We start from the raw sequence: 21764 nt of genomic DNA, 5'->3' as shown, positions 1-21764 counted from the left end.
GCGCGGGGAACACAAGGAGCTGATCACCGCACCTGACCTCGGCTACGGTTCACCCCCGCTGGCGCGGGGAACACCGCACCACTCAAGGCAGTGATCCCGTAGCGAACGGTTCATCCCCGCTCACGCGGGGAACACACTTAGCGTAACCAACTGTTCCCAAAGGGAAAAATCAGTCGCTAAAAATCCACCAACTTTTCCTTGTTAAAGATCGCCCTCGCATCAAAGCAGATGCGGCATGCTGCGCGCCACCAGAGCCTCGACGTCGACGCTGCGCGGCAGGGTGCCGTAGACGCGGCCGCGGCCTTCCAGGCGACTGGCGATGAAGGCGTCGCTGACCGCGCTGTTGCCAGCCTCCAGCAACAGCTTGGCCTGCAGCGCCACGGCCATGTCCTCGGTCAGCTGGCGGGCGCGGTACTGGATGTCGGCGGTGTCGCTGAAGTCGGCTTTCAGGCGCTGGATGTGCGCCTTCAGGCGGGCATCGCCATGGCCGTCACCCAGCTCGTTGAACAGCGCGTCGAGCACGCCGGGCTCCTTGGACAGGGCACGCAGCACGTCCAGGCACTGCACGTTGCCCGAGCCTTCCCAGATAGAGTTGACCGGCGCCTCACGATACAGACGCGGCATGATGGTTTCCTCGACGTAGCCGGCGCCGCCCATGCACTCGCTGGCCTCGTAGATCATTTCCGGTGCGCGCTTGCAGATCCAGTACTTGCCCACGGCGGTGACCAGGCGGGCGAACTTGTCTTCCTGCTCGTCATGCTGATGATCGAGCGCGCGGCCCATGCGCATGCACAGCGCCAGGGCGGCCTCGCTCTCCAGTGCCAGGTCGGCCAGCACGTTCTGCATCAGCGGCTGGTCGGCGAGCAGCTTGCCGCCCACCTGGCGATGCGCGCAGTGGTGCGCGGCCTGGGTCAGCGCCTGGCGCATCAGGCTGCTGGACCCGACCATGCAGTCGAAGCGGGTCATGGCCACCATCTCGATGATGGTGGGCACGCCGCGCCCTTCCTCGCCGAGCATCCAGGCGAAGGCGCCGCGGTATTCCACTTCGCTGGAGGCGTTGGCCCAGTTGCCCAGCTTGTTCTTCAGGCGCTGGATGTAGAACTGGTTGCGCGTGCCATCCGGGCGATGGCGCGGCAGCAGGAAGCAGCTCAAGCCCTTGTCGGTGTAGGCCAGGGTGAGGAAGGCATCGCACATCGGCGCCGAGCAGAACCACTTGTGGCCGACCAGCTCGTACGCCTGCCCCGGCCCGCCTAGGCCGATGGGATAGGCGCGGGTGGTGTTGGCGCGCACGTCGGTGCCGCCCTGTTTCTCGGTCATGGCCATGCCGATGGTGACACCGGCCTTCTGCTCCATCGGCAGGTTGCGCGGGTCGTACTGCGTGGCAAGGATCTTCGGCAGCCACTGCTCGGCCACGTTGGGCTGCAGGCGAATGGCCGGCACCGCGGCGAAGGTCATGGTCAGCGGGCAGCCGCTGGCGGACTCGGCCTGGCTGTGCAGGTAGGAAAGCCCGGCGCGAGCGACATGGGCGCCGGCGCGCGGATCGGTCCAGGGCAGCGATGGCAGGCCATGTTCGATGGCCGTGCGCATCAGCTCGTGATAGGCCGGGTGAAACTCCACCAGGTCGATGCGGTTGCCGTAACGGTCGTGGCTCTTGAACACCGGCTTGTTCTCGTTGGCGAGAAAGCCGGCCTGCATCAGGGCGCCGCCGGCCAGCGCGCCATAGGCGCTCAGACGATCATCGGCCCAGCCGCCATCGTAGCGGCGAACCCACTCCTGCAACGGCAGATCGAGGCGATAGAGATTGGCGCCATCCAGGCTCGGCACCTGGTTGAACACCTCGTGGGTTTCGGCGTGCAGGCTGGGTTTCATCGCGTGGACTCCTCGGCGCCGACGGCGCGCAGGCAGAAGGTGACGAGGCCGGCGCTGACCTGCGCCAGCGACGGACTGGGTCGACCCGCTTCGCGAGCGGCGCGGGCAGGTGGTGACAGCGGCCCGACCAGGGCCTCGGCAATAGCGCCGACCAGACAGGCCGCGACCAGGCCGATCTGCTCGAGCCGGAACTCGCCGATACGAACACCCTCGTCGAGCAGGTCGCCGAACAGTTCGGCATAGGCTTCGCGATAGAGCAGGCGCTGCTCGTCGACTTCCGGATCGACCGGCTCGGCGATCAGTGCGAAGGCCAGGCGCCGGCTGTGCCAGGCACGGGCGGCGAACTGTTGCAGGCCGCTGCGCAGGCGCTCGCTGGCGCTACCCGGCCCACGCAAGGCAGCGGCCAGGGCATCCACCTCACGCTGGCTGGCAGCGGCGAAGACTTCGGCGGCCAACTCGCCCTTGCTGCGAAAGTGGCGGTACAGGCTGCCGGTGGCGATGCCGACATCGTCGGCCAGCGCCTGCATGGTCAGGGCCGCGAAACCACCCGCGACGACCCGCTCCAGCGCGCAGGCGAGAATGCGCTGACGCTGTGCCTGGTCACGGTCGATTCGAGCTTCGGTGATACGGTAGGCCATGGTCTGAATCCTGATTCATATCCAGCAGTGAATCAGGATTCAGACCATGACTAAAGGGACGATACGGCCAAATCTGCCGGCGAATCGGGAAGGAGCGGTGCAGGTCGTCAGATCGGAGCAGCGCCGCCGGATACCTGCGGCGGACGGCACAGCACCCAGTCGTGCAGCAGCACGCGCAACTCCTCGAACTTCACCGGCTTGGCCAGGTAGTCGCTCATGCCCGCGGCCAGACAGCGCTCGCGGTCGCCGCTATGGCTGTGCGCGGTAATCGCCAGCACCGGCACCTCGGCAAAGCCCGGCAGTGCGCGGATGGCACGGCAGGTGGCGAAGCCGTCCATCACCGGCATCTGGCAGTCCAGCAGCACGGCGTCGACCCCTTCACCGCGCAGCAGGTCCAGGGCTTCGGCGCCATTGTCGGCGGTACGCACGCGGTAACCCAACTTGAGCAGCATGCCGCGCGTCACCAGTTGGTTGATCGCGTTGTCCTCGACGATCAGCACCGTGCACTGCTGCGCCTGGCGCAGTGCCGTGCCACTCGGCACGCGCTGCGGACGGGCAACGGGCACCGCTTGCTGCTCCGGCAGCGTCAGCGGCACATTGAGACGAAAGCGGCTGCCAACACCGGGCTGCGATTCGTGGCCGAGGCTGCCGCCGAGCAGATCGACCAGCTGCCGGCAGATCGCCAGGCCGATGCCCAGGCCGCCGTACTTGCGCGTCATGGAGCCGTCGAGCTGGTGGAAGCGCTGATACAGATCGCCCTCGCCATGCGCGAAGCCGATACCGGTATCGCTGACCACCACGCTCAGCGGCAGGTTGCTGCCCTGGCTGCCGGCGCGGCCGACCTGCAGCGTCACGCCGCCCTCGCTGGTGAACTTGATGGCGTTGTCCAGCAGATAGCCCAGGGCCTGCGCCAGCTTGGCGGCGTCGCCTTCGAGGATATCGGGCAGGTTGTCATCCAGCTCCAGGGCGAAGGTCAGCCCCTTGTCCTCGGCACGCGGCGCGTACTGCGCGCGCAGCCCGTCGAACAGGCCGCGCAGGCTGAACGCCTCACGCCGCGGATAGAGCTTGCCGGCCTGCAGTTCGGTCAGGGCGAGGATGTCGTTGACCATGCGCATCATGTCGCGCGCCGAGGCGGCGGCGGTCTTCTGGTACTGCTCCAGTTCGACGTCCATCTTCACCGTCTGCATCAGTTCCAGCGAGCCAATCACGCCGTTCATCGGCGTGCGCAGTTCATGGGTCACGGTGGCGAGGAATTCGTCCTTGAAGCGGTTGCTGTCGGCCAGTTCCTGGTTCAGCTCCTCGAGCTTGCGCCCGGCCTCCTGGAGGATGCGCGTGCGCTCTTCCTTCATCGCGTTGATGCGGTCGGCCAGTGCCAGCGACAGCAGGCTGACTTCCAGGGCCGAGCCGATCTGGCTGGCGTACATGGTCAGGAAGACGTTGGGCAGGTAACCCAGCACCATCAGCGTGTTGACCAGGCCGCCGACGAGAAAGGCGGTCCAGGCGAAGATGAAATAGCGCGCCACGCGCATGCCGCGCAGCCAGGCGAGGATACCGGCGGCGAAGATCACCACGGTGAACAGCAGCGCCAGGTAGGTCGCCAGGCGCAGGGCGGTGGCGTAGCTGACGCTCAGCGCCAGGATCATCACCGCGGCGCCGCAGGCCATCAGCAGCAGCAACAGGCGGTCGACCCAGCGGCTGTGCTCGGCGGTGTGCAGGAAACTGCGCGCGAACTGGCAGCCGAACAGGGCAGCCGAGCCGATCAGGAAGGGGGTGGCGGCATTGGCCCACCAGGGATTGTCGGGCCAGAAATACTCGATGCCGGCGCCGTTGACCGAGACCTGATACAGGCCGAACGAGGCGATGTAGAGGATGTAGTAGAGGTAGCTGGTGTCGCGCACGCTGAGGAAGATGAACAGGTTGTACACCAGCATCACCAGCAGCACGCCGTAGATGATGCCGAGTACGTAGATGCGCCCGGGCTGCTCTTCCAGGTAGGCGTTGGGCGCCCACAGGGTCAGCGGCGCCTGGATCGAGCCCTGGCTTTCCAGGCGCAGGTAGATGCGCTTGCTCTGCCCCGGCTCCAGGTTCAGTTCGAACAGGTAATTGTTCTGGCGGATCTGCCGCGTGTCGAATGGCAGCGCATCGCCGGTGCGTTGCGCCAGGGCGAAGCTGCCCTGCTCATCCGGGACATACAGCTCGATATGGTCGAGCGGCGGATAGGCCAGCTCGAGCAGCCAGTTGCGGTCGCCCTGGGCCTGCACGGGGCGGTATTCCAGGTCCAGGCGCAACCAGAACACCGAACGCGAGTAGCCGGCGTTGAGCACCGGCTTGTCATGCAGGCGGAAACTGCCCTGCACCGCCGGCGAGGCGACATCGTCGATGCTGGCGTCGCCGCGCACGTCCTCGAACACGTACATGCTCTGCCCCAGCGGGAGCATGCGCGTCTGTTCGTCGAAGGTAACGGCGCCCACGAGCGAGGAAAAAACGAAGCTCAGAACGAGCAGGAGCAGCCGGTACATACAACCCCACGAGCCTTGTCGGACGACATCGGGGCCCCATTACCCCCTCGATGATGTCGTCACGCATGGCAGACTTATATTCGAATCGCACTACTCTAGGGGCTGGCGTGGCGCTTTTCCAGATTCAGAAGGCAGTTTCAGCAGCGCTTGAGCCATGGCCTCGGCCAGGTACTGCAGGGAAAACACCCCGCCATAGGTCCAGGTCGAAGGCATCCCGGCGAACCGCTGCTCACGCACGAAGGGCATCGCCTGCCACAACGGCGAGGCGAACAGCTGGGCCTCCTGGGCGAAGGGCTCGATGTGCAGCACCACGCCGCGATCGATGCGCCCCAGGGCGGTGATCGGCACCTGGGTGATGCCCCAGGGGCTGGGCGCCAACTCCATGGCCGGCTGCAGACCGAGCAAGTCCAGCGCGTGCTGCGGCATGGAGTTGGGGCCGTTGATGAAGGCTGCCGTCGGCGAGGACAGGCGGATCACCGTCACCGCGGGCAAGTGCCCGCCGTAATGCGCTTGCAGCCGCTCACGCCAGCGCGCCAGCTCGGCTTCCATCGCCTGCAGGCGCTGCTCGGCCAAGGCCACGCGGCCTAGCGCACGCGCCAGGTCGAGAAAGGCGTCGCGCTGCGCCTGCAGATTGTCGTGCTGCTGGCTGAAGCCCGGGTACACCTGCACCGGCGCGATCCGCTCGAGCAACGGGCGGATGTCCTCCAGCAAGGGAGGTATGACGATCAACTCGGGCCGCAGCTCGGCCAGCAGTTCGAGATTGGGCTCCAGGCGCGAGCCGGCCGAGGGCACGCCAGCGGGCAAGGTCGGCCGTACCACCCAGGTGCGGTAGTCGCCGGCATCGGCCACGGTCAGCGGCGTCACCTCGAGCATCAGCAAATGCTCGGTGGCCTCCCAGCTCAGCGCTGCCACCCGCGGCGCGGTATCAGCCCATACCGGCGCCAGCCAGAGCAGCAGCGCGCCCAGCAGCCACTGCCTCATGCCAGCCTCCCGCGGATCAGCAGGAAAACGAAGTAACCGCCGCACAGCACCGAGGCGACGATGCCCACCGGAATCTGCAGGGGAAAGATCAGCGTGCGCCCGGCCCAGTCGGCCAGCAGCATCAGCAGCGCGCCCAGGGCGGCGGCGAGAAACAGCTGCGGCGCCACCCGACGCGCGCCGAGCATCACCGCGATATGCGGCGCCAGCAGGCCCAGGAACGCCACAGGCCCGAGCAGGCTGGTGACCAGCGCACAGAGCAGCGCCACCAGCACCAGCAGCGCCAGGCGCAGCCGCGGCACGTCGAGGCCGCGGCTGGCGGCCACGCCATCGCCGATGCCGATCAAGGTCAGCGCGCGCTGGAACAGCAGCGCCAGCGCGCCAAACAGCAGCACGCCCAGCGTCAGCCACAGCGCCTGCGCCGGCGTGGCGCGGTAGGTGGAGCCGGCCAGCCAGCCCAGTAGCGCGAACGAATCGCTGCTGCCCTTGGCCAGCACGAACTGCAAGGCGGCGTTGAGCAGCGCGCCGAGGGAAATCCCCAGTAGCGCCATCAGCGCCGGCGAATACTGGTGACGGCGGCCCAGCAGCATCAGCAGTGCCAGAACGGCGAGGCAGCCGACGAAGGCCGCCAGCGGCGCGACGGCACCGAGCAAGGCGCCGCCGAACCAGGTCAGCGCCAGCATCACCGCCAGGGTGGCGCCGGCCGACAGGCCGAGGATATCCGGGCTGGCCAGGGGGTTGCGCAGCAGGCGCTGCAGCAACAGACCGGCAATCGCCAACCCGGCGCCCGCCGAGGCGGCGGTCAGCACGCGCGGCCAGCGCAGCGACCAGACCAGCGCCGACGGCCATTGCAGACGCCAGCCCTCGACGCCGCGCGCCAGGCCCAGGGCGAGCACAAGTGCCAGCCCAGCCAGCAGCCCGAGCCACAATGCGCCGCGCCAGCCGAAGCGTTCGGCGCCGGTCGGCAAGCGCAGGCCGTGCGGGTCTTCCGCCGCCAGATGCCGACGCGCCAGCCACAGCAGCACCGGTGCGCCGATCAGCGCAGCCGCCGCGCCGCTGGGTACCAGCTGGCCGCTGAGCTGGTTGGCCAGCAGCGCCAGGGCATCGGTGGCCAGCAGCAGCAAGGCGCCGAGCAGCACGCTGTAACTCAGCTCGTCGCGTGCCGTGCGGGCGCCCAGCATTTTCGCCAGATTGGGCGTGAGCAGGCCGATGAAGCCGATCAGGCCAACCGCGGTTATCGACACCGCGCACAGCCACAGCGCCGCCAGAAACAGCACCAGCATCACCGGCCACAGCGCCAGGCCACGGGCCTGAGCGGCGTCGCCGCCCAGCTGCAGCAGGCTCAACGGCCGCGGCGCGAGGATCAGCAGCGGCACGGCCAGCAGCAGCTTGGGCCACAGCCACTGCACCCAGTGCCAGTCGATCTGCGCCAGGTCCCCCGCACCCCAGACGAACAAGCCCTGGGTGTACTGGTTGTTGATCAGCACCAGCCCGGCAGCCAGCGCACCGAGCAGCAGGTTCATGGCCATGCCGCCGAGCACCAGCGGCAGGCCGCCGATGCCGCTGCGCCCGGCGATCAGCAGCACCAGGCCGACCGCCAGCAGCGCTCCGCCGAGCGCCGCCCACTGACCGTGGCTGGCGGCGAAGGCCGGCACCAGCAGGGTGGCCAGGACCAGGCCGAGCCAGGCCCCGGACGAGGCGCCAATGGTCATGGGGGAAACCAGGCGATTCTGCGTGATCTGCTGCAACAGGCTGCCGGACAAGCCCAGCGCAGCGCCCACCAGCAAGGCCATGCTCAACCGCGGCAACGCCGACAATTGCAGTTGCAGGCGCTCGAAGCTCTGCTCCGCAGCGCCGAGCATGGCCCAGAGTTCGAACGGGTCGAGGTCGGCTGCCAGCCACAGGTGCAGCAGCGCCAGGGGCAGCAACGCCAGCAGCGTCAGGACATGGCGTGACGGCGCCGAAACTGCCGCCATGCTCAGGCCACCACGGCGATCTTGCGCGCGCTGCCGGGCTGCTCGATCAGCTGGATGTCGATGTCGTAAAGCTGGCTGAGCAGCGGCCCGCTGAGCAGCTCGTCCGGGCTGCCATCGAAGAAGATGCGCCCCTGCTTGAGGGCGATCACCCGGTCGGCATGCCGCGCGGTGAGGTTGATGTCGTGGAGGATGGCAACGATGCCGCGCCCGCTGTCGCGGTTGAGCTGGCGCAGCAGGCCCATCAGCTCGTACTGGTGCGCCAGATCCAGCGCCGAGGTCGGCTCGTCGAGCAAAAGCAGCGGCGACTGCTGCGCCAGCAGCATGGCGATCCAGGCGCGCTGGCGCTCGCCGCCGGACAGGCTGTCGGCCAGGTGCTCGGCGTAATGGACGACATCGGTCTGCGCCAGCGCCTGATCGACGGCGGCGTGGTCGTCGGCACGCCAGCGACCGAGCAGCCCGCGCCAGGGAAAACGCCCCAGACGCACCAGCTCACGCACGGTCAGGCCGGCCACATCCGGCAGATGCTGCGGCAGAAAGGCCACGCGGCGGGCGAAGTCACGCGCGGAGAAGCGCGCCAGCGGCTGCTCGTCCAGCGCCAGCGTGCCGCGCGTCGGCTGCAACTGTCGCGCCAGCAGGTTCATCAGGGTCGACTTGCCCGAGCCGTTGTGGCCGAGGATCACGGTGAAGCGATCGCCTTCGAGGTGCAGCTCGTCCAGCGCCAGCGTCACCCGCTCGCCGCGACGCACTTCGATATCACGCAGCGTCAGCATGCCGGGGTCAGCTCCCCGGACAGACGGCGGCAGATCACATCGAGCGGCTTGAAGAGGTCTTGCATCGCGGCGAACCCGGACGGCGGCGGCTATGGCGGAGGGCGAATTTAAACATCGATACCCATCTGCATCAAATTATCATTCGCCACTCAAGACTCAGGTCGCGCGCGGTTTGCGCACCAGCAACGGAAACAGTGCAGCGGTCACCAGCAGGCCGGCAGTACCGACCCAGAACGGCATGGCCTGGCCGTAATGGCTGACCAGCAGGCCCGCGCCGTAGGCCGAGCCCATGTTGCCCAGGCACTGGAAGATGTTGATCTTGCTGAAGTCCACCGCGTAGTGCTCAGGCGAGCTGAGCTCGAACAGCAGTGCGTCGAGGCGCACGGTGACCTGATACAGCGCCCAGCCGAACAACACGCGGCCGAGCAGGATCAGCCACTGATCGCCAAAGCCCTGGATGAAGGTGGCCGCCGCGCCCAGCAGCAGACCGGCGAGAATGCCGTCACGGGTGTTGCCCTGTTTGGTCGCGCGGCGCCCCCACCACAGCGCCACCACGGCCACCGCGCCGGGCAGCGCATAGACGAAGCCGGCGGCCATCTCGCTGTTCCAGTGCGCCACCTGCTGCCAATAGACGGCAAAGAACGGCCGGGTGACGTAACCGACGAAGTAGAACAGCAGCATAACCAGGCACAGGCGGTAGATGGCCGGCAGGCTGCGCGCCTGGTTCTGCACCGGCGCCTCGTCGCTTGCCGGCTGCTCGCCCGGCGCCGGCAGGTAGCCGCGCACCAGATGCATGCAGATGGCCATCTGGATGAAGTCGCCGGCGGCCATCACCAGGAACACGTCGCCAATGTTCATCACCTGCAGGATCAGCCCGCCCAGCGCAGCGCCGAGAATGGCGCCGAAGTGCACCACCACTGACAGCGTGCCGATGGTCTGGGTGTGGTTGTCCTGCTGCTGCAGGCTCATCACGTAGGGGTACATCAGCAGGTAGCTGCCCTTGAACACCACCATCAGCAGCGACACCACCCAGAACAGCGGCAGCGAGTCGATGAAGTAGCAGGCAGCGGTCAGGCTACCGGCCATCAGCTGCGCGCTGATCAGGATGCGCACCGGATGCACGCGCCTGGCCAGACGCGCCCAGAGCGGGAACACCGCCATCACCACGAAGCTGACCACCGCCAGATACAGGCCGACGTGCTGCTCCGGCGGGTTGTCGAAGCGCTCGGCGAAGTACTGCGGATAGAAGGGAATGATCAGGTTGTCGGTGATCACCGCCAGGGCGGTCATCATGATCAGGCAGGTACGCAGCGTCATCGGAGGCAATCGGGCAAGGCGGCAGGGCCGCGCATGATGCCATCGACGAACCCGCCAATGCCAATACGGACGAGAATCAGAACGGCTAACAGCCGGCATGACATGCAGCGACCGACCGGCGGTTAGTGATAAGCTCGCGCACCATGAAAACGCCAAACTCCCGCCCCGTAGTGCTGTGCATGTCCGGTCACGACCCCAGCGGTGGTGCCGGCCTGCAGGCCGATATCGAAGCTCTGCTGGCGCAGGGCTGTCACGCCGCCCCGACGGTAACCGCGCTGACCGTGCAGGACACCGTCAACGTCTCCGACTTCCGCGTGCTCGACCGCGACTGGGTGCTGGCCCAGGCCCGCGCCGTGATCGCCGACATGCCGGTGGCCGCCGTCAAGCTGGGCATGCTCGGCTCGGTGGAGATGGTCGAGACCGTGCTCGAGGTGATGAGCCAGCTGCCGGGCGTACCGCTGGTCTGCGACCCGGTGCTGCGCGCCGGCGGCGGCGGCTCGCTGGGCAAGGACGACGTCGGCTATGCCATGCGCGAGCGCCTGTTCGCCGTGTCCACCATCGCCACGCCGAACCTGCCGGAAGCGCGCATCCTCGCCGAACTGCCGCAAGGCAGCGCCGACGAGTGCGCCGAGAAGCTGCTGCCTTTTATAGAACACCTGCTGATCACCGGCGGCCACGGTGACGAAGCCGAAGTGCACAACCGCCTGTACTGCCGTGACGGCAGCCGCCACACCTTCACCTGCGCGCGCCTGCCCGGCAGTTACCACGGCTCCGGCTGCACCCTGGCCAGCACCCTGGCCGGTCGCCTGGCCCTGGGCGAGGAACTGGTCAGCGCCGTGAAAAGTGCCCTGGACTACACCTGGCGCACCCTGCGCGACGCCGAAGAGCCCGGCCATGGCCAATACGTGCCGCGCCGCCTGCCTTTGGATTTTTCACAATGAAGAGCTGGGCATGAATCTTCGCGGCCTCTACGCCATCACCGACACCCCGCTGCTGGCCGGTGGCAAGCTGCTGCCCTATGCCGAAGCGGCGCTGATCGGTGGCGCGCGTCTGCTGCAATACCGCGATAAATCCGGCGATGCCGGGCGCCGTTTCGATGAAGCCCAGGCCCTGGCCGAACTGTGCCAGCGCCACGGCGCCACGCTGATCATCAACGATGACCTGGAGCTGGCGGCACGCCTGGGCGTCGGCCTGCATCTGGGCCAGACCGACGGCTCGCTGGCCGCCGCTCGCGCTCGCCTCGGCGCAGAAGTCGTGATCGGCGGTACCTGCCACGCCCAGCTGGAGCTGGCCGAGCGCGCCGTCGCCGAAGGCGCCAGCTATATCGCCTTCGGCCGCTTCTTCAACTCCAACACCAAGCCCGGCGCCCCGGCCGCCACCGTGGAGCTGCTGGATCAGGCGCGCGCGCGCTTTGCCCAGCCCATCGTCGCCATCGGCGGCGTGACCTTAGGCACCGCGCCAGGCCTGATCGCCCGTGGCGCCAGCATGGTGGCCGTGATCCACACCCTGTTTGCCGCGGACTCCGCCCTCGAGGTGCAAGACCGCGCCCGCGCCTTCGCCGCGCTGTTCGATTGACCCCTTTTCAGAGAGAACCTGCCATGTCCCGCTCCGAAATCCTCTTCGCCAATGCCCAAAAGCACATCCCCGGCGGCGTCAACTCGCCGGTGCGTGCCTTCCGCAGCGTCGGCGGCACGCCGCTGTTCTTCAAGCACGCCGAAGGCGCCTACGTGGTGGATGAAGACGACAAGCGCTACGTCGACTACGTCGGCTCCTGGGGCCCGATGATCCTCGGCCACAGCCACCCGGACGTGCTCGACTCGGTGCGTCGCCAGCTGCAGCACGGCTTGTCCTACGGCGCGCCGACCGCGCTGGAAACCGAGATGGCCGAATTGGTATGCAGCCTGGTGCCGTCGATGGAGATGGTGCGCATGGTCAGCTCCGGCACCGAGGCGACCATGAGCGCCATCCGTCTGGCCCGTGGCTATACCGGCCGCGACAGCATCATCAAGTTCGAGGGCTGCTACCACGGTCACTCCGACAGCCTGCTGGTCAAGGCCGGCTCCGGCGCCCTGACCCAGGGCGTGCCGAACTCCGCGGGCGTGCCGGCGGCCTTCGCCAAGCACACCCTGACCCTGCCGTTCAACGACATCGACGCCGTGGCCGAATGCCTGGCGCAGGTGGGTAAGGAAGTCGCCTGCATCATCGTCGAGCCGGTAGCCGGCAACATGAACTGCGTGCCGCCGGCGCCGGGCTTCCTCGAAGGCCTGCGCGAGCAGTGCGACAAGCACGGCGTGGTGCTGATCTTCGACGAGGTGATGACGGGTTTCCGCGTCGCCCTCGGCGGCGCCCAGGCGCACTACGGCGTCACTCCGGATCTGACCACCTTTGGCAAGATCATCGGCGGCGGCATGCCGGTGGGCTGCTTCGGCGGCAAGCGCGCGATCATGGAGTGCATCGCCCCGCTCGGCCCGGTGTACCAGGCCGGCACCCTGTCGGGTAACCCGCTGGCCATGGCCGCCGGCCTGACCACGCTGAAGCTGATCAGCCGTCCGGGCTTCCACACCGAGCTGACCGACTACACCACACGCATGCTCGATGGCCTGCAACAGCGCGCCGATGCCGCCGGCATCCCCTTCGTCACCACCCAGGCGGGCGCCATGTTCGGCCTGTATTTCAGCGGCGCCGACGACATCGTCACCTTCGCCGACGTGATGGCCAGCGACAGCGCGCGCTTCAACCGCTTCTTCCACCTGATGCTGGAAGGTGGCGTGTACCTGGCGCCGAGCGCCTTCGAAGCGGGCTTCACCTCCATCGCCCATGGCGACAAGGAGCTGGAGATCACCTTCGCCGCCGCCGAACGCGCCTTCGCCGAGCTGAAAAAAGCCTGATGCAATACAGCACCGCCTTCAGCGATGCATTGCTGGCCCTGGCCTGCGCCGTCTGCGTCGTATGGATCGGCCGGGCGCGCGGGCGCTACGGCGAGGGCGATCAGCCGGCGCTGTTCTGCGCCCTGCTCGGTTTTCTGCTGCCGGCTGCGGCGGCCGGCGTCGGCGTGATTCGTTACGGCTTCGACCCGAGCTGGCAGGTCGCGCACCTGTGGCTCTCCCAGGCCAGCAGCTTTCTCGGCCTGCCGCTGCTCGGCGCCGCGGCACTGGCGCTGGGTCGCGGCTGGGCCTGGAGTCGGCCGAACTGGGGGCGCATCGTCCTCGGCCTGTGCGCCTTCTTCGAGCTGTTTCGGCAACTGGGCTATCTGGAGGACTACCGCCTGGCGCTGAACCTGGCCAGCCTGGCGCTGATTCTCTACGCCGGTGCCGTGCAGTGGCCACGGCGCGCGCCGGTGATCGCCGCCGCCATGGTGGTGGGCCTGTTCCTGCTGGCCGGTCTGGCGGTCGGCACCGACGGCGTGATCGGACCGCTGCGCCGTATCGACCTGTTCCACGTGCTGCTGGCGCCGGCCTACCCACTGCTGGCCTGGCTGCTGCTGAGCCTGCCGGGAAGTGCGAAACGACAGACCGGGTAAAGCCTTTGTAACGAGCACGCGGTTTATTCCATAATGCGACGGTCGGCACGCTTTGCGCCGACCGGGCACGTCACCCGACCTGAACTGCCGAGGTCCCGTTATCCAGATGAACCGCACCGGCCGCACCCTGTCCCTGGGCTGCCTGTTGCTTTTCCTCCCGCTGTTTGCGTTCGCAGGCGGCAACTCTCTGCTGATCCCCGCCAGCGGCAGCTGCGCCCTGAACGCCTCCCCCGAAGAAATGCCCGATGCCCTGGCCAGCTGCCAGGAAATGGCGCGCGCCGGCAACATGCAGGCCGCCTTCGAGCTGGGCGAGTATTACTACGACGGCAAGCGCACCCCGCGCGACCTCAAGCAGGCGCTGACCTGGTTCGAGCGCGCCTCGCTGCAGGGCCACGCCGAAGCGCAACTGCGCCTGGGCACCATGTTCTTCCGCGGCGAAGGCGTACCGGCCAACAATGTGCAGGCCTACATCGTGTTGAAGATGGCGTCGGTCAATGGCTCGGACGAAGCCATGGACAGCGCCGACCTGGTTTCGGCGCAGATGCGTCGCGATGAACTGGAAATCGCCAGCCAGGTGCTGGGGCAGATCTTCCGCAGCTACCTGCTGGAGCTGCAGACAGCTGAAGGTCGCTCGCCTTTCGCGCCGCTGCCCTGAAGGGCCTTGACGCCGTAGGGTTCTTCAGGTCGTAGGGTGGGCTTCAGCCCACCAAGTGGCATCGCAATAAAGCTGGTGGGCTGAAGCCCACCCTACCTATCCCGTGCCGCCGCTTACTTGTCCGGCATCGGCATGGGGAATGGCATGACATTGCCGCCACCCTTGGCCTCGCTGATCTTCGCCGTGCCCAGGCGCTCCACCTCATCGATGCGGATGATCGCGTGCATCGGCACGAAGCTGCGTACCACACCCTCGAACTGCGCCTTGAGCTTCTCCTCGCTGGGGTCGACCACCAGTTGGCTGCGTTCGCCGAAGACGAACTCCTCCACCTCCAGAAAGCCCCACAGATCGCTCTGGTAGATCTGCTTGGCATACATCTCGTACACCTGGCCCTGGTTGAGGAAAATCACCTTGTAGATGGGATCGCGCTTGCTCATGGAGACTCGAAGGCAGGAAAAAACGGGGCGCGCAGAATAGCACAAGGCACAGGCAGCAGGCGGCAGGCGGCAGGCGGCAGGCGGCAGGCAAGCGTAGCCCGGATGCAATCCGGGGATGGACGCCGCAAGTCCCGGATTGCATCCGGGCTACCCGCCGACGCTCTTGCCTGTGGCCTGCCGCCTGTAGCCTGTAGCCCACCTCTCCCCTATAATGCGCGGTCATTTTTTAACCACCTCAGACAGTGCCATGACCAAGAAGCTCTATATCGAAACCCACGGTTGCCAGATGAACGAGTACGACAGCTCGCGCATGGTCGACCTGCTGGGCGAGCATCAGGCTCTGGAGGTTACGGAAAAACCCGAAGAAGCCGACGTGATCCTGCTCAATACCTGCTCGATCCGCGAGAAGGCGCAGGACAAGGTGTTCTCCCAGCTCGGCCGCTGGCGCGAGCTGAAGCAGGCCAACCCGGACCTGGTGATCGGCGTCGGTGGCTGCGTGGCCAGCCAGGAAGGCGCGGCGATTCGCGACCGAGCGCCCTATGTCGACGTGGTGTTCGGCCCGCAGACCCTGCACCGCCTGCCGGAAATGATCGACGCCGCGCGCACCACCAAGACCGCCCAGGTGGACATCAGCTTCCCCGAGATCGAGAAATTCGACCGCCTGCCCGAGCCGCGCGTCGATGGTCCCAGCGCCTTCGTCTCGGTGATGGAAGGCTGCAGCAAGTACTGCACCTTCTGCGTAGTGCCCTACACCCGCGGCGAGGAAGTCAGCCGCCCGCTGGTCGACGTACTGATGGAAATCACCTCCCTCACCGAGAAGGGCGTGAAGGAAGTCACCCTGCTCGGGCAGAACGTCAACGGCTATCGCGGGCAAGCCCCGGACGGCCATATCGCCGATTTCGCCGAGCTGCTGCATGCCGTTGCTGCCCTCGACGGTATCGAGCGCATCCGTTACACCACCAGCCACCCGCTGGAGTTCTCCGACGCCATCATCCAGGCTCACGCCGAAATTCCGCAGCTGGTGAAATACCTGCACCTGCCGGTGCAGTCCGGCTCGGATCGCATCCTCGCGGCGATGAAGCGCAACCACACCGCCCTGGAATACAAGTCGCGCATCCGCAAGCTGCGCGCCGCCGTGCCGGACATTCTGATCAGCTCGGACTTCATCGTCGGCTTCCCCGGCGAGACCGAGAAGGATTTCGAGCAGACCATGAAGCTGATCGAGGATGTCGGTTTCGACTTCTCCTTCTCCTTCATCTACAGCTCGCGCCCCGGTACTCCGGCCGCCGATCTGGTCGACGACACCCCGGAAGAAGTGAAGAAGCAGCGTCTGGCCCTGCTGCAGCACCGCATCAACCAGAACGGTTTCGAGAACAGCCGGCGCATGGTCGGCACGGTGCAGCGCATCCTGGTCAGCGACTACTCGAAGAAGGACCCGGGCATGCTCCAGGGCCGCACCGAGCAGAATCGCATCGTCAATTTCCGTTGCGACAATCCGCGCCTGATCGGCCAGTTCGTCGATGTGCACATCGACGACGCCCTGCCCCATTCGCTGCGCGGCACCCTGCTGGATGCCGACACCCTCCATTAACGCACTGGTCGCCCACACTTTGCGTTGTGGGCGACCGGCGTTATGCTGCCTTTCACTACCCAGACAAGTGACGATCACACCATCACCTTGAAAGCCTCTCTAGAACCTCATCGCTTCACCCTCGAACCTTTCGAGGCCCGCCGTTTCGCCAACCTCTGCGGCCAGTTCGACGAGCACCTGCGCCTGATCGAAGAGCGCCTCGGTCTGGAAATCCGCAACCGCGGCAACCAGTTCGAGATGCTCGGCAGCGCCGACAAGACCCAGGCCGCCGAGACCCTGCTGCGCAAGCTGTACCGCGAAACCAAAGCCACCGAGCTGTCGCCTGACCTGGTGCACCTGTACCTGCAGGAGTCCGGCGTCGAGGAGCTGGTCAACCCCAGCAACGTGCCGCAGGTGACCCTGCGCACGCGCAAAGGCGTGATCAAGCCGCGCGGCGCCAACCAGCAGCGTTACGTCAAGGCCATCCTCGACAACGACATCAACTTCGGCATCGGCCCGGCCGGCACCGGCAAGACCTACCTGGCCGTGGCCTGCGCCGTCGATGCGCTGGAGCGCGAGCAGGTGCGGCGCATCCTGCTGGTGCGCCCGGCGGTGGAAGCTGGCGAGAAGCTGGGCTTCCTGCCCGGTGACCTGGCGCAAAAGATCGACCCTTACCTGCGCCCGCTGTATGACGCACTCTATGAAATGCTCGGCTTCGATCACGTGGCCAAGCTGATCGAGAAGCAGGTGATCGAGATCGCGCCGCTGGCCTACATGCGCGGTCGTACGCTTAACAACAGCTTCATCATTCTCGACGAGAGTCAGAACACCACCGTCGAGCAGATGAAGATGTTCCTCACCCGTATCGGTTTCGGCTCCACCGCCGTGATCACCGGCGACATCACCCAGGTCGACCTGCCACGCGGCACCAAGAGCGGCCTGGCGCACGTCATCGAAGTACTGCGCGATGTGCCCGGCATCAGCTTCACCCACTTCAAGCCCAAGGACGTCGTGCGCCACCCGCTGGTGCAGCGCATCGTCGAAGCCTACGAGCGCCACGACGCGCGCCTGAATGGCAAGGGCGACGGCAACGATGCTTGAACTGGACCTGCAACTGGCCACTGACGGCCAGCACCCGGACGAGGCGCAACTGCGCCGCTGGTGCGAACTGGCGCTGCGCCAGCGCACGGCCGATTCGGAGCTGACCATCCGGCTGGTCGACGAGGCCGAGGGCCGCGAGCTGAACCACACCTGGCGGCACAAGGACTACGCCACCAACGTCCTGTCCTTCCCCGCCGAGATTCCCGAAGGGATTCTCGACATCCCGCTGCTGGGCGACCTGGTGATCTGCGGGCCGGTGGTCGAGCGCGAAGCGGCCGAGCAGGGCAAAACGCTGGAAGCGCACTGGGCGCATCTGGTGATCCACGGCTGCCTGCACCTGCTGGGCTATGACCATATCGAGGAAGACGAAGCCCTCGAGATGGAAGAACTGGAACGACAATTGCTCGCCGAGCTGGGTCACCCCGACCCCTATGCCGGCGACGAACCTCCTAATGAAAAGGACCCCGAGTAAAACGCCATGAGCGAAGACCGATCGAGCAACGAGCAGAAGTCCTGGTTCAACAAGCTGACCCAGGCTTTTGCTCATGAGCCGAGAAACCGCCAGGAACTGCTGGAAGTCCTGCGCGAAGCCCACCAGAACAAGCTGCTCGACAGCGAAGCGCTGGCCATCGTCGAAGGCGCCATCCAGGTCGCCGACCTGCAGGTACGCGACATCATGGTGCCGCGCTCGCAGATGATCAGCATCAAGGCCAACCAGAGTCCGCGCGAATTCCTGCCCGCCATCATCGATGCCGCCCACTCGCGCTACCCGGTAGTCGGCGAGAGCCTCGACGACGTCATCGGCATTCTCCTGGCCAAGGATCTGCTGCCGCTGATCCTGCAGGGCGAGCAGCCCAACTTCAACATCAAGGACCTGCTGCGCCCGGCCACCTTCGTGCCCGAGTCCAAGCGCCTCAACGTCCTGCTGCGCGAGTTCCGCGCCAACCACAACCACATGGCCGTGGTGATCGACGAATACGGCGGCGTCGCCGGTCTGGTGACCATCGAGGACGTGCTGGAACAGATCGTCGGCGACATCGAAGACGAGCACGATGTCGAGGAAGACGGCTACATCAAGCCGCTGCCCTCCGGCGACTACCTGATCAAGGCGCTGACGCCCATCGACAGCTTCAACGAGACCTTCGACAGCGAGTTTTCCGACGACGAATACGACACCGTCGGCGGCCTGGTGATGAACGCCTTCGGCCACCTGCCCAAGCGCAACGAAGTCACCGAGATCGGCGAATTCCGCTTCCGCGTGCTCAACGCCGACAGCCGCCGCATCCACCTGCTGCGCCTGACTCCGGTCAACCGCTGACGGAGTATCCGGGGATGGCTGGCGCGCCTCCCCGGATTGCATCCGGGCTACCACTTGCCGCCTGCCACTGCCTGCCCCTACCCTTGCGCCACTCCGCTTCCAAGGATCACCCCATGCTGCAATGGATCACTCGTCCGGGCTGGCCCGGCCACCTGCTCGCCTGCGGCGCAGGCGCCCTGACCACCCTGGCGCTCGCCCCCTTCGACCTGTGGCCGCTGGCCGTGCTGTCCATTGCCCTGTTCTATCTCGGCCTGCGCGAACTGCGTCCGGGCCAGGCGGCGCTGCGCGGCTGGAGCTACGGCTTCGGCCTGTTCGCCGCCGGCACCAGCTGGGTGTATGTCAGCATCCATGACTATGGCGCCGCCTCGCCGGCGCTGGCAGGCATTCTCACCCTGGGCTTCGTCGCCGGACTGGGCCTGTTCTTCGCCCTGACCGCCGCGCTCTGGGCGCGTTGGATACGCCGCAGTGAAGCGCCGCTGGCCGACGCCCTGGCGTTCGCTGCGCTGTGGGTGGTGCAGGAGGTGTTTCGCGGCTGGTTCCTTACCGGTTTTCCCTGGCTCTACGCCGGCTACAGCCAGCTCGAAGGCCCGCTGAGTGGTCTGGTGCCGGTCGGCGGGGTCTGGCTGGCCTCCTTCGTCATCGCCCTGTCGGCCGCGCTGATCATCAATCTGGAGCGTCTGCGTGCGCACAAACCGCGCTACATCTGCGCCCTGCTCCTGCTGCTGGCCCCCTGGCTTGCAGGCCTGGCGCTGAAGGGCCACGAATGGACCCGCGCAGCAGGCGGCAGCCTGAGCGTCGCCCTGGTGCAGGGCAATGTCGAACAGAACCTGAAATGGGACCCGGCCCAGCTCAACGCGCAACTGGCGCTGTATCGCGACCTCAGCTTCAGCGCCAAGCAGGTCGACCTGCTGGTCTGGCCGGAGACCGCCATTCCGGTGCTCAAGGACCTGGCCCAGGGCTATATCGGCGTGATGGACCGCTTTGCCCGTGACCGCAACAGTGCACTGATCACCGGCGTGCCGGTGCGGCAGTCCAACGAGCGCGGCGAGATTCGTTACTACAACGCCATCACCAGCTTCGGCGAAGGCCAGGGCACCTATCTCAAGCAGAAACTGGTGCCCTTTGGTGAGTACGTGCCGCTGCAGGAAGTGCTGCGCGGATTGATCGCCTTCTTCGACCTGCCGATGTCCGACTTCGCCCGCGGCCCGGCCGACCAGCCGCCGCTACTGGCCAAGGGGTATCGCATTGCGCCGTTCATCTGCTACGAGGTGGTCTACCCGGAATTCGCCGCGGCGCTGGCGGCGGACAGCGACATCCTGCTGACGGTGAGCAACGACGCCTGGTTCGGCACCTCCATCGGCCCCCTGCAACACCTGCAGATGGCGCAGATGCGCGCGCTGGAGGCCGGGCGCTGGATGATCCGCGCCACCAACAACGGCATGACCGTGGTGATCGACCCGCAGGGCAGGATCCAGACGGCACTGCCGCAGTTCGAGCAAGGCGTGCTCTACGGCGAAGTGCTGCCGATGCAGGGGCTGACGCCCTACCTGCAATGGCGCATCTGGCCGCTGGCGATTCTCTGCGCCCTGCTGCTGGGCTGGGCGCTGCTGGCCAGTCGTATGGCCAAGACGCTTTAGCCGCTACGCCGCCTGCAGTTCCTAGGGTGCACCTTGCGCACCGGAGGAGCGCACTTCCGTTTCAGGGCGTGGATTGGCCTGGAGCGCTGGTGCGCACGGCGCACCCTACTTCCCTGCCGCACGGATCGCCGCGGCTCCTTCTTGCAGCTTTTGGCTTATCGCTTAACGCTGCCCATAGGCCAGAGGATAAAACCACAGGCCCAGCGCCTCGTTGAGCAGCTGGCTGTTCTGCCAGATGGCCCGGGACTCCGGTAGCCAGCCGCCCAGCGGGCGCTGGTAGCCAGCGCTGAGAAAGCCCATGGGCGCCGTGATCACCTCGAAGCCGGCCTGCTCGAAACACCAGCGCGCCCGCGGCATATGCCAGGCCTGGGTCACCAGCACCACGCGCCGCACACCCTGCGCCTGCAGCAGCTCGGCGCTCAGCTGGGCATTCTCCCAGGTGGTGCGGCTCTGCTCCTCCAGCCAGCGGATTGTGAGCCCGTAGTCGCGCTGCATGACATCGGCCATCAGCGCCGCCTCGCTGGGCGGCTGGCCGTAGTGCAGGCCGCCAGTGGCGGCCAGCGGCAGACCGGAGGCGCGTGCCAGTCGCGCTGCATAACGCAGGCGCTCAAGGGCCATCAACCCAGGCTGATCGACATGCCCCCAGCCCGGATCGCCCTGCTCGCGCCCTGCTCCCAGAATCACGATGGCATCGGCGCGCTGAGCCAGGCCCGCCCACTGCGCCTCAGCCAATGCCGGCTCGCTCTCCAGCTGCCGCGCGCTCCACTCCACCACGGCCGGAAGGCTCATCAGCCAGAGGCCGCCCACCCCAGCGACGAAGCAAACGGCCGCCAGACGAGGAAAGCGTCGGCGCAGCCACCAGGCGAGCAGGATGAGCAGCAGGAGCACGCCGGGCGGCATCAACAGCTGTTTGAGGGTGAAGCGAATCGGCATGGGCACCTCCAGGGTGCCCAAGCCTAACGAGGATTGCCGCTACGAAACAACTTGGAGCCACAGGCCTGGCAGGCCTGAGCATCCTGCCCCCGATGCCAGCTCACCGGCGTACCGCAGAGTGCGCAGCACAGGGCCTGGCGCCGTTTCATCAGCGGCTTGAACTTGCTCGCTGGTCTGCCGCCAGCGGCCTTGGCGCTGCGCATGGGCTGACGCTGGATCAGCGCCAGCTCCTCGGCCGCTGCATGCCAGCCACGCAGCCAGTGAAGGTCACGATTGAGGTAGGCGCGGATCAGTTCCAGCTCGGCCGGGCTGAGACCATCGAGCTCCAGCTCGCGCAGCGGCACGGCATGCAGGCGGCTGGCCGTGTCGGCTTCCTCCAGCGCCAGGGCGAGCCGCTGCAAGAGCCGCTCGTACAGCCCACCGCCTCGTTCCGCCTGCCGTGCATCCACCATGCAACACCTCGCAAGGCCCGAGATTCGCGGCCCTTGCATAAAGCTTAGCGAAGGCCCTGCAAGCAGCCGGACGC

The 21764-nt window shown here is 66.8% G+C and carries 20 protein-coding genes; 10 read left to right on the top strand and 10 right to left on the bottom strand.

Annotated features, from left to right (window positions below; all coding sequences use genetic code 11):
* Positions 1–219 precede the first annotated feature (219 nt).
* The 7 genes from BLS61_RS17980 to BLS61_RS17950 form a co-directional block, all read right to left on the bottom strand.
* A complete protein-coding gene (locus tag BLS61_RS17980; protein WP_090433111.1) occupies positions 220–1869 on the bottom strand; it encodes an acyl-CoA dehydrogenase family protein in 1650 nt (549 codons plus the stop codon).
* A complete protein-coding gene (locus tag BLS61_RS17975) occupies positions 1866–2507 on the bottom strand; it encodes a TetR/AcrR family transcriptional regulator (RefSeq protein ID WP_090433109.1) in 642 nt (213 codons plus the stop codon). The genes BLS61_RS17980 and BLS61_RS17975 overlap by 4 nt, the downstream gene beginning before the upstream one ends.
* Before the next feature lie 107 nt (positions 2508–2614).
* Complete coding sequence (locus tag BLS61_RS17970) at positions 2615–5026, bottom strand: hybrid sensor histidine kinase/response regulator (protein ID WP_090433107.1); 2412 nt, start codon at positions 5024–5026, stop codon at positions 2615–2617.
* 90 nt (positions 5027–5116) lie between these two features.
* Entirely contained in the window at positions 5117–6007 is an 891-nt protein-coding gene (locus tag BLS61_RS17965; RefSeq protein ID WP_090433105.1) for an ABC transporter substrate-binding protein, read from the bottom strand.
* Positions 6004–7980 (bottom strand): Fe(3+)-hydroxamate ABC transporter permease FhuB, encoded by a 1977-nt coding sequence (gene fhuB / locus BLS61_RS17960; protein WP_090433103.1) that lies wholly within the window; start codon positions 7978–7980, stop codon positions 6004–6006. Before fhuB ends, BLS61_RS17965 begins: the two co-directional genes overlap by 4 nt.
* A 2-nt stretch (positions 7981–7982) precedes the next feature.
* Entirely contained in the window at positions 7983–8750 is a 768-nt protein-coding gene (locus BLS61_RS17955; protein WP_090433101.1) for an ABC transporter ATP-binding protein, read from the bottom strand.
* A 156-nt stretch (positions 8751–8906) separates the two neighbouring features.
* Positions 8907–10067: an MFS transporter gene (locus BLS61_RS17950; RefSeq protein WP_090433099.1), complete on the bottom strand. Its 1161-nt coding sequence runs from the start codon at positions 10065–10067 to the stop codon at positions 8907–8909.
* A 143-nt stretch (positions 10068–10210) separates the two neighbouring features.
* Here BLS61_RS17950 and BLS61_RS17945 point away from each other — a divergent pair, with 143 nt between their 5' ends.
* From BLS61_RS17945 to BLS61_RS17925, 5 genes are all read left to right on the top strand, one after another.
* Positions 10211–11008: a hydroxymethylpyrimidine/phosphomethylpyrimidine kinase gene (locus BLS61_RS17945; RefSeq protein ID WP_090433097.1), complete on the top strand. Its 798-nt coding sequence runs from the start codon at positions 10211–10213 to the stop codon at positions 11006–11008.
* Positions 11009–11018: 10 nt separating this feature from the next.
* The gene (gene thiE, locus BLS61_RS17940; RefSeq protein ID WP_090433094.1) at positions 11019–11642 is read left to right on the top strand and encodes a thiamine phosphate synthase; all 624 of its coding nucleotides are present in this window, start codon (positions 11019–11021) and stop codon (positions 11640–11642) included.
* A gap of 23 nt (positions 11643–11665) precedes the next feature.
* Complete coding sequence (gene hemL / locus BLS61_RS17935; RefSeq protein WP_090433092.1) at positions 11666–12955, top strand: glutamate-1-semialdehyde 2,1-aminomutase; 1290 nt, start codon at positions 11666–11668, stop codon at positions 12953–12955.
* The gene (locus tag BLS61_RS17930; protein WP_090433090.1) at positions 12955–13587 is read left to right on the top strand and encodes a DUF6962 family protein; all 633 of its coding nucleotides are present in this window, start codon (positions 12955–12957) and stop codon (positions 13585–13587) included. Before hemL ends, BLS61_RS17930 begins: the two co-directional genes overlap by 1 nt.
* Positions 13588–13693: 106 nt before the next feature.
* Positions 13694–14242: a tetratricopeptide repeat protein gene (locus tag BLS61_RS17925; protein ID WP_090433088.1), complete on the top strand. Its 549-nt coding sequence runs from the start codon at positions 13694–13696 to the stop codon at positions 14240–14242.
* Positions 14243–14355: 113 nt separating this feature from the next.
* Here BLS61_RS17925 and BLS61_RS17920 read toward each other — a convergent pair whose 3' ends face one another.
* Positions 14356–14679, bottom strand: coding sequence for a DUF1820 family protein (locus BLS61_RS17920; RefSeq protein WP_013717157.1), 324 nt, complete (start codon positions 14677–14679; stop codon positions 14356–14358).
* Between the two features lie 247 nt (positions 14680–14926).
* Between BLS61_RS17920 and miaB the strand changes: the two genes are divergently transcribed.
* The 5 genes from miaB to lnt all read left to right on the top strand — a co-directional run bounded on the left by miaB (position 14927) and on the right by lnt (position 20305).
* Positions 14927–16270, top strand: a complete 1344-nt coding sequence (miaB, locus tag BLS61_RS17915; RefSeq protein WP_090433086.1) for a tRNA (N6-isopentenyl adenosine(37)-C2)-methylthiotransferase MiaB — start codon at positions 14927–14929, stop codon at positions 16268–16270.
* Between the two features lie 87 nt (positions 16271–16357).
* The gene (locus BLS61_RS17910) at positions 16358–17350 is read left to right on the top strand and encodes a PhoH family protein (RefSeq protein WP_090433152.1); all 993 of its coding nucleotides are present in this window, start codon (positions 16358–16360) and stop codon (positions 17348–17350) included.
* On the top strand, positions 17343–17822 hold the full coding sequence (gene ybeY, locus BLS61_RS17905; RefSeq protein WP_090433084.1) for an rRNA maturation RNase YbeY: 480 nt from the start codon (positions 17343–17345) through the stop codon (positions 17820–17822). Before BLS61_RS17910 ends, ybeY begins: the two co-directional genes overlap by 8 nt.
* Before the next feature lie 6 nt (positions 17823–17828).
* The gene (locus BLS61_RS17900) at positions 17829–18668 is read left to right on the top strand and encodes a CorC family transporter (protein WP_090433082.1); all 840 of its coding nucleotides are present in this window, start codon (positions 17829–17831) and stop codon (positions 18666–18668) included.
* A gap of 113 nt (positions 18669–18781) precedes the next feature.
* Positions 18782–20305 (top strand): apolipoprotein N-acyltransferase, encoded by a 1524-nt coding sequence (lnt, locus tag BLS61_RS17895; RefSeq protein ID WP_090433080.1) that lies wholly within the window; start codon positions 18782–18784, stop codon positions 20303–20305.
* A 162-nt stretch (positions 20306–20467) separates the two neighbouring features.
* On the opposite strand, the gene BLS61_RS17890 is transcribed toward lnt, so the two are convergent.
* A complete protein-coding gene (locus BLS61_RS17890) occupies positions 20468–21238 on the bottom strand; it encodes a YdcF family protein (protein ID WP_090433078.1) in 771 nt (256 codons plus the stop codon).
* A gap of 23 nt (positions 21239–21261) precedes the next feature.
* Positions 21262–21690, bottom strand: coding sequence for a hypothetical protein (locus BLS61_RS17885; RefSeq protein WP_090433076.1), 429 nt, complete (start codon positions 21688–21690; stop codon positions 21262–21264).
* Between the last annotated feature and the right edge of the window lie 74 nt (positions 21691–21764).

This window comes from Ectopseudomonas guguanensis (genome assembly GCF_900104265.1).
Classification (GTDB): domain Bacteria; phylum Pseudomonadota; class Gammaproteobacteria; order Pseudomonadales; family Pseudomonadaceae; genus Aquipseudomonas; species Aquipseudomonas guguanensis.
The sequence above is the reverse complement of the archived record's forward strand: the minus strand, read 5'-3'. Positions and strand labels throughout refer to the sequence as shown.

Bases quoted from the DNA above. Each gene is read 5' to 3' on its own strand.
- BLS61_RS17890 (WP_090433078.1), bottom strand. From the start codon at position 21,238: ATGCCGATTCGCTTCACCCTCAAACAGCTGTTGATGCCGCCCGGCGTG.
- thiE (WP_090433094.1), top strand. From the start codon at position 11,019: ATGAATCTTCGCGGCCTCTACGCCATCACCGACACCCCGCTGCTGGCC.
- ybeY (WP_090433084.1), top strand. From the start codon at position 17,343: ATGCTTGAACTGGACCTGCAACTGGCCACTGACGGCCAGCACCCGGAC.
- fhuB (WP_090433103.1), bottom strand. From the start codon at position 7,980: ATGGCGGCAGTTTCGGCGCCGTCACGCCATGTCCTGACGCTGCTGGCG.
- BLS61_RS17955 (WP_090433101.1), bottom strand. From the start codon at position 8,750: ATGCTGACGCTGCGTGATATCGAAGTGCGTCGCGGCGAGCGGGTGACG.
- BLS61_RS17965 (WP_090433105.1), bottom strand. From the start codon at position 6,007: ATGAGGCAGTGGCTGCTGGGCGCGCTGCTGCTCTGGCTGGCGCCGGTA.
- BLS61_RS17945 (WP_090433097.1), top strand. From the start codon at position 10,211: ATGAAAACGCCAAACTCCCGCCCCGTAGTGCTGTGCATGTCCGGTCAC.
- BLS61_RS17970 (WP_090433107.1), bottom strand. From the start codon at position 5,026: ATGTACCGGCTGCTCCTGCTCGTTCTGAGCTTCGTTTTTTCCTCGCTC.
- BLS61_RS17975 (WP_090433109.1), bottom strand. From the start codon at position 2,507: ATGGCCTACCGTATCACCGAAGCTCGAATCGACCGTGACCAGGCACAG.
- lnt (WP_090433080.1), top strand. From the start codon at position 18,782: ATGCTGCAATGGATCACTCGTCCGGGCTGGCCCGGCCACCTGCTCGCC.
- BLS61_RS17900 (WP_090433082.1), top strand. From the start codon at position 17,829: ATGAGCGAAGACCGATCGAGCAACGAGCAGAAGTCCTGGTTCAACAAG.
- BLS61_RS17930 (WP_090433090.1), top strand. From the start codon at position 12,955: ATGCAATACAGCACCGCCTTCAGCGATGCATTGCTGGCCCTGGCCTGC.
- BLS61_RS17885 (WP_090433076.1), bottom strand. From the start codon at position 21,690: ATGGTGGATGCACGGCAGGCGGAACGAGGCGGTGGGCTGTACGAGCGG.
- hemL (WP_090433092.1), top strand. From the start codon at position 11,666: ATGTCCCGCTCCGAAATCCTCTTCGCCAATGCCCAAAAGCACATCCCC.
- BLS61_RS17925 (WP_090433088.1), top strand. From the start codon at position 13,694: ATGAACCGCACCGGCCGCACCCTGTCCCTGGGCTGCCTGTTGCTTTTC.
- miaB (WP_090433086.1), top strand. From the start codon at position 14,927: ATGACCAAGAAGCTCTATATCGAAACCCACGGTTGCCAGATGAACGAG.
- BLS61_RS17920 (WP_013717157.1), bottom strand. From the start codon at position 14,679: ATGAGCAAGCGCGATCCCATCTACAAGGTGATTTTCCTCAACCAGGGC.
- BLS61_RS17950 (WP_090433099.1), bottom strand. From the start codon at position 10,067: ATGACGCTGCGTACCTGCCTGATCATGATGACCGCCCTGGCGGTGATC.
- BLS61_RS17980 (WP_090433111.1), bottom strand. From the start codon at position 1,869: ATGAAACCCAGCCTGCACGCCGAAACCCACGAGGTGTTCAACCAGGTG.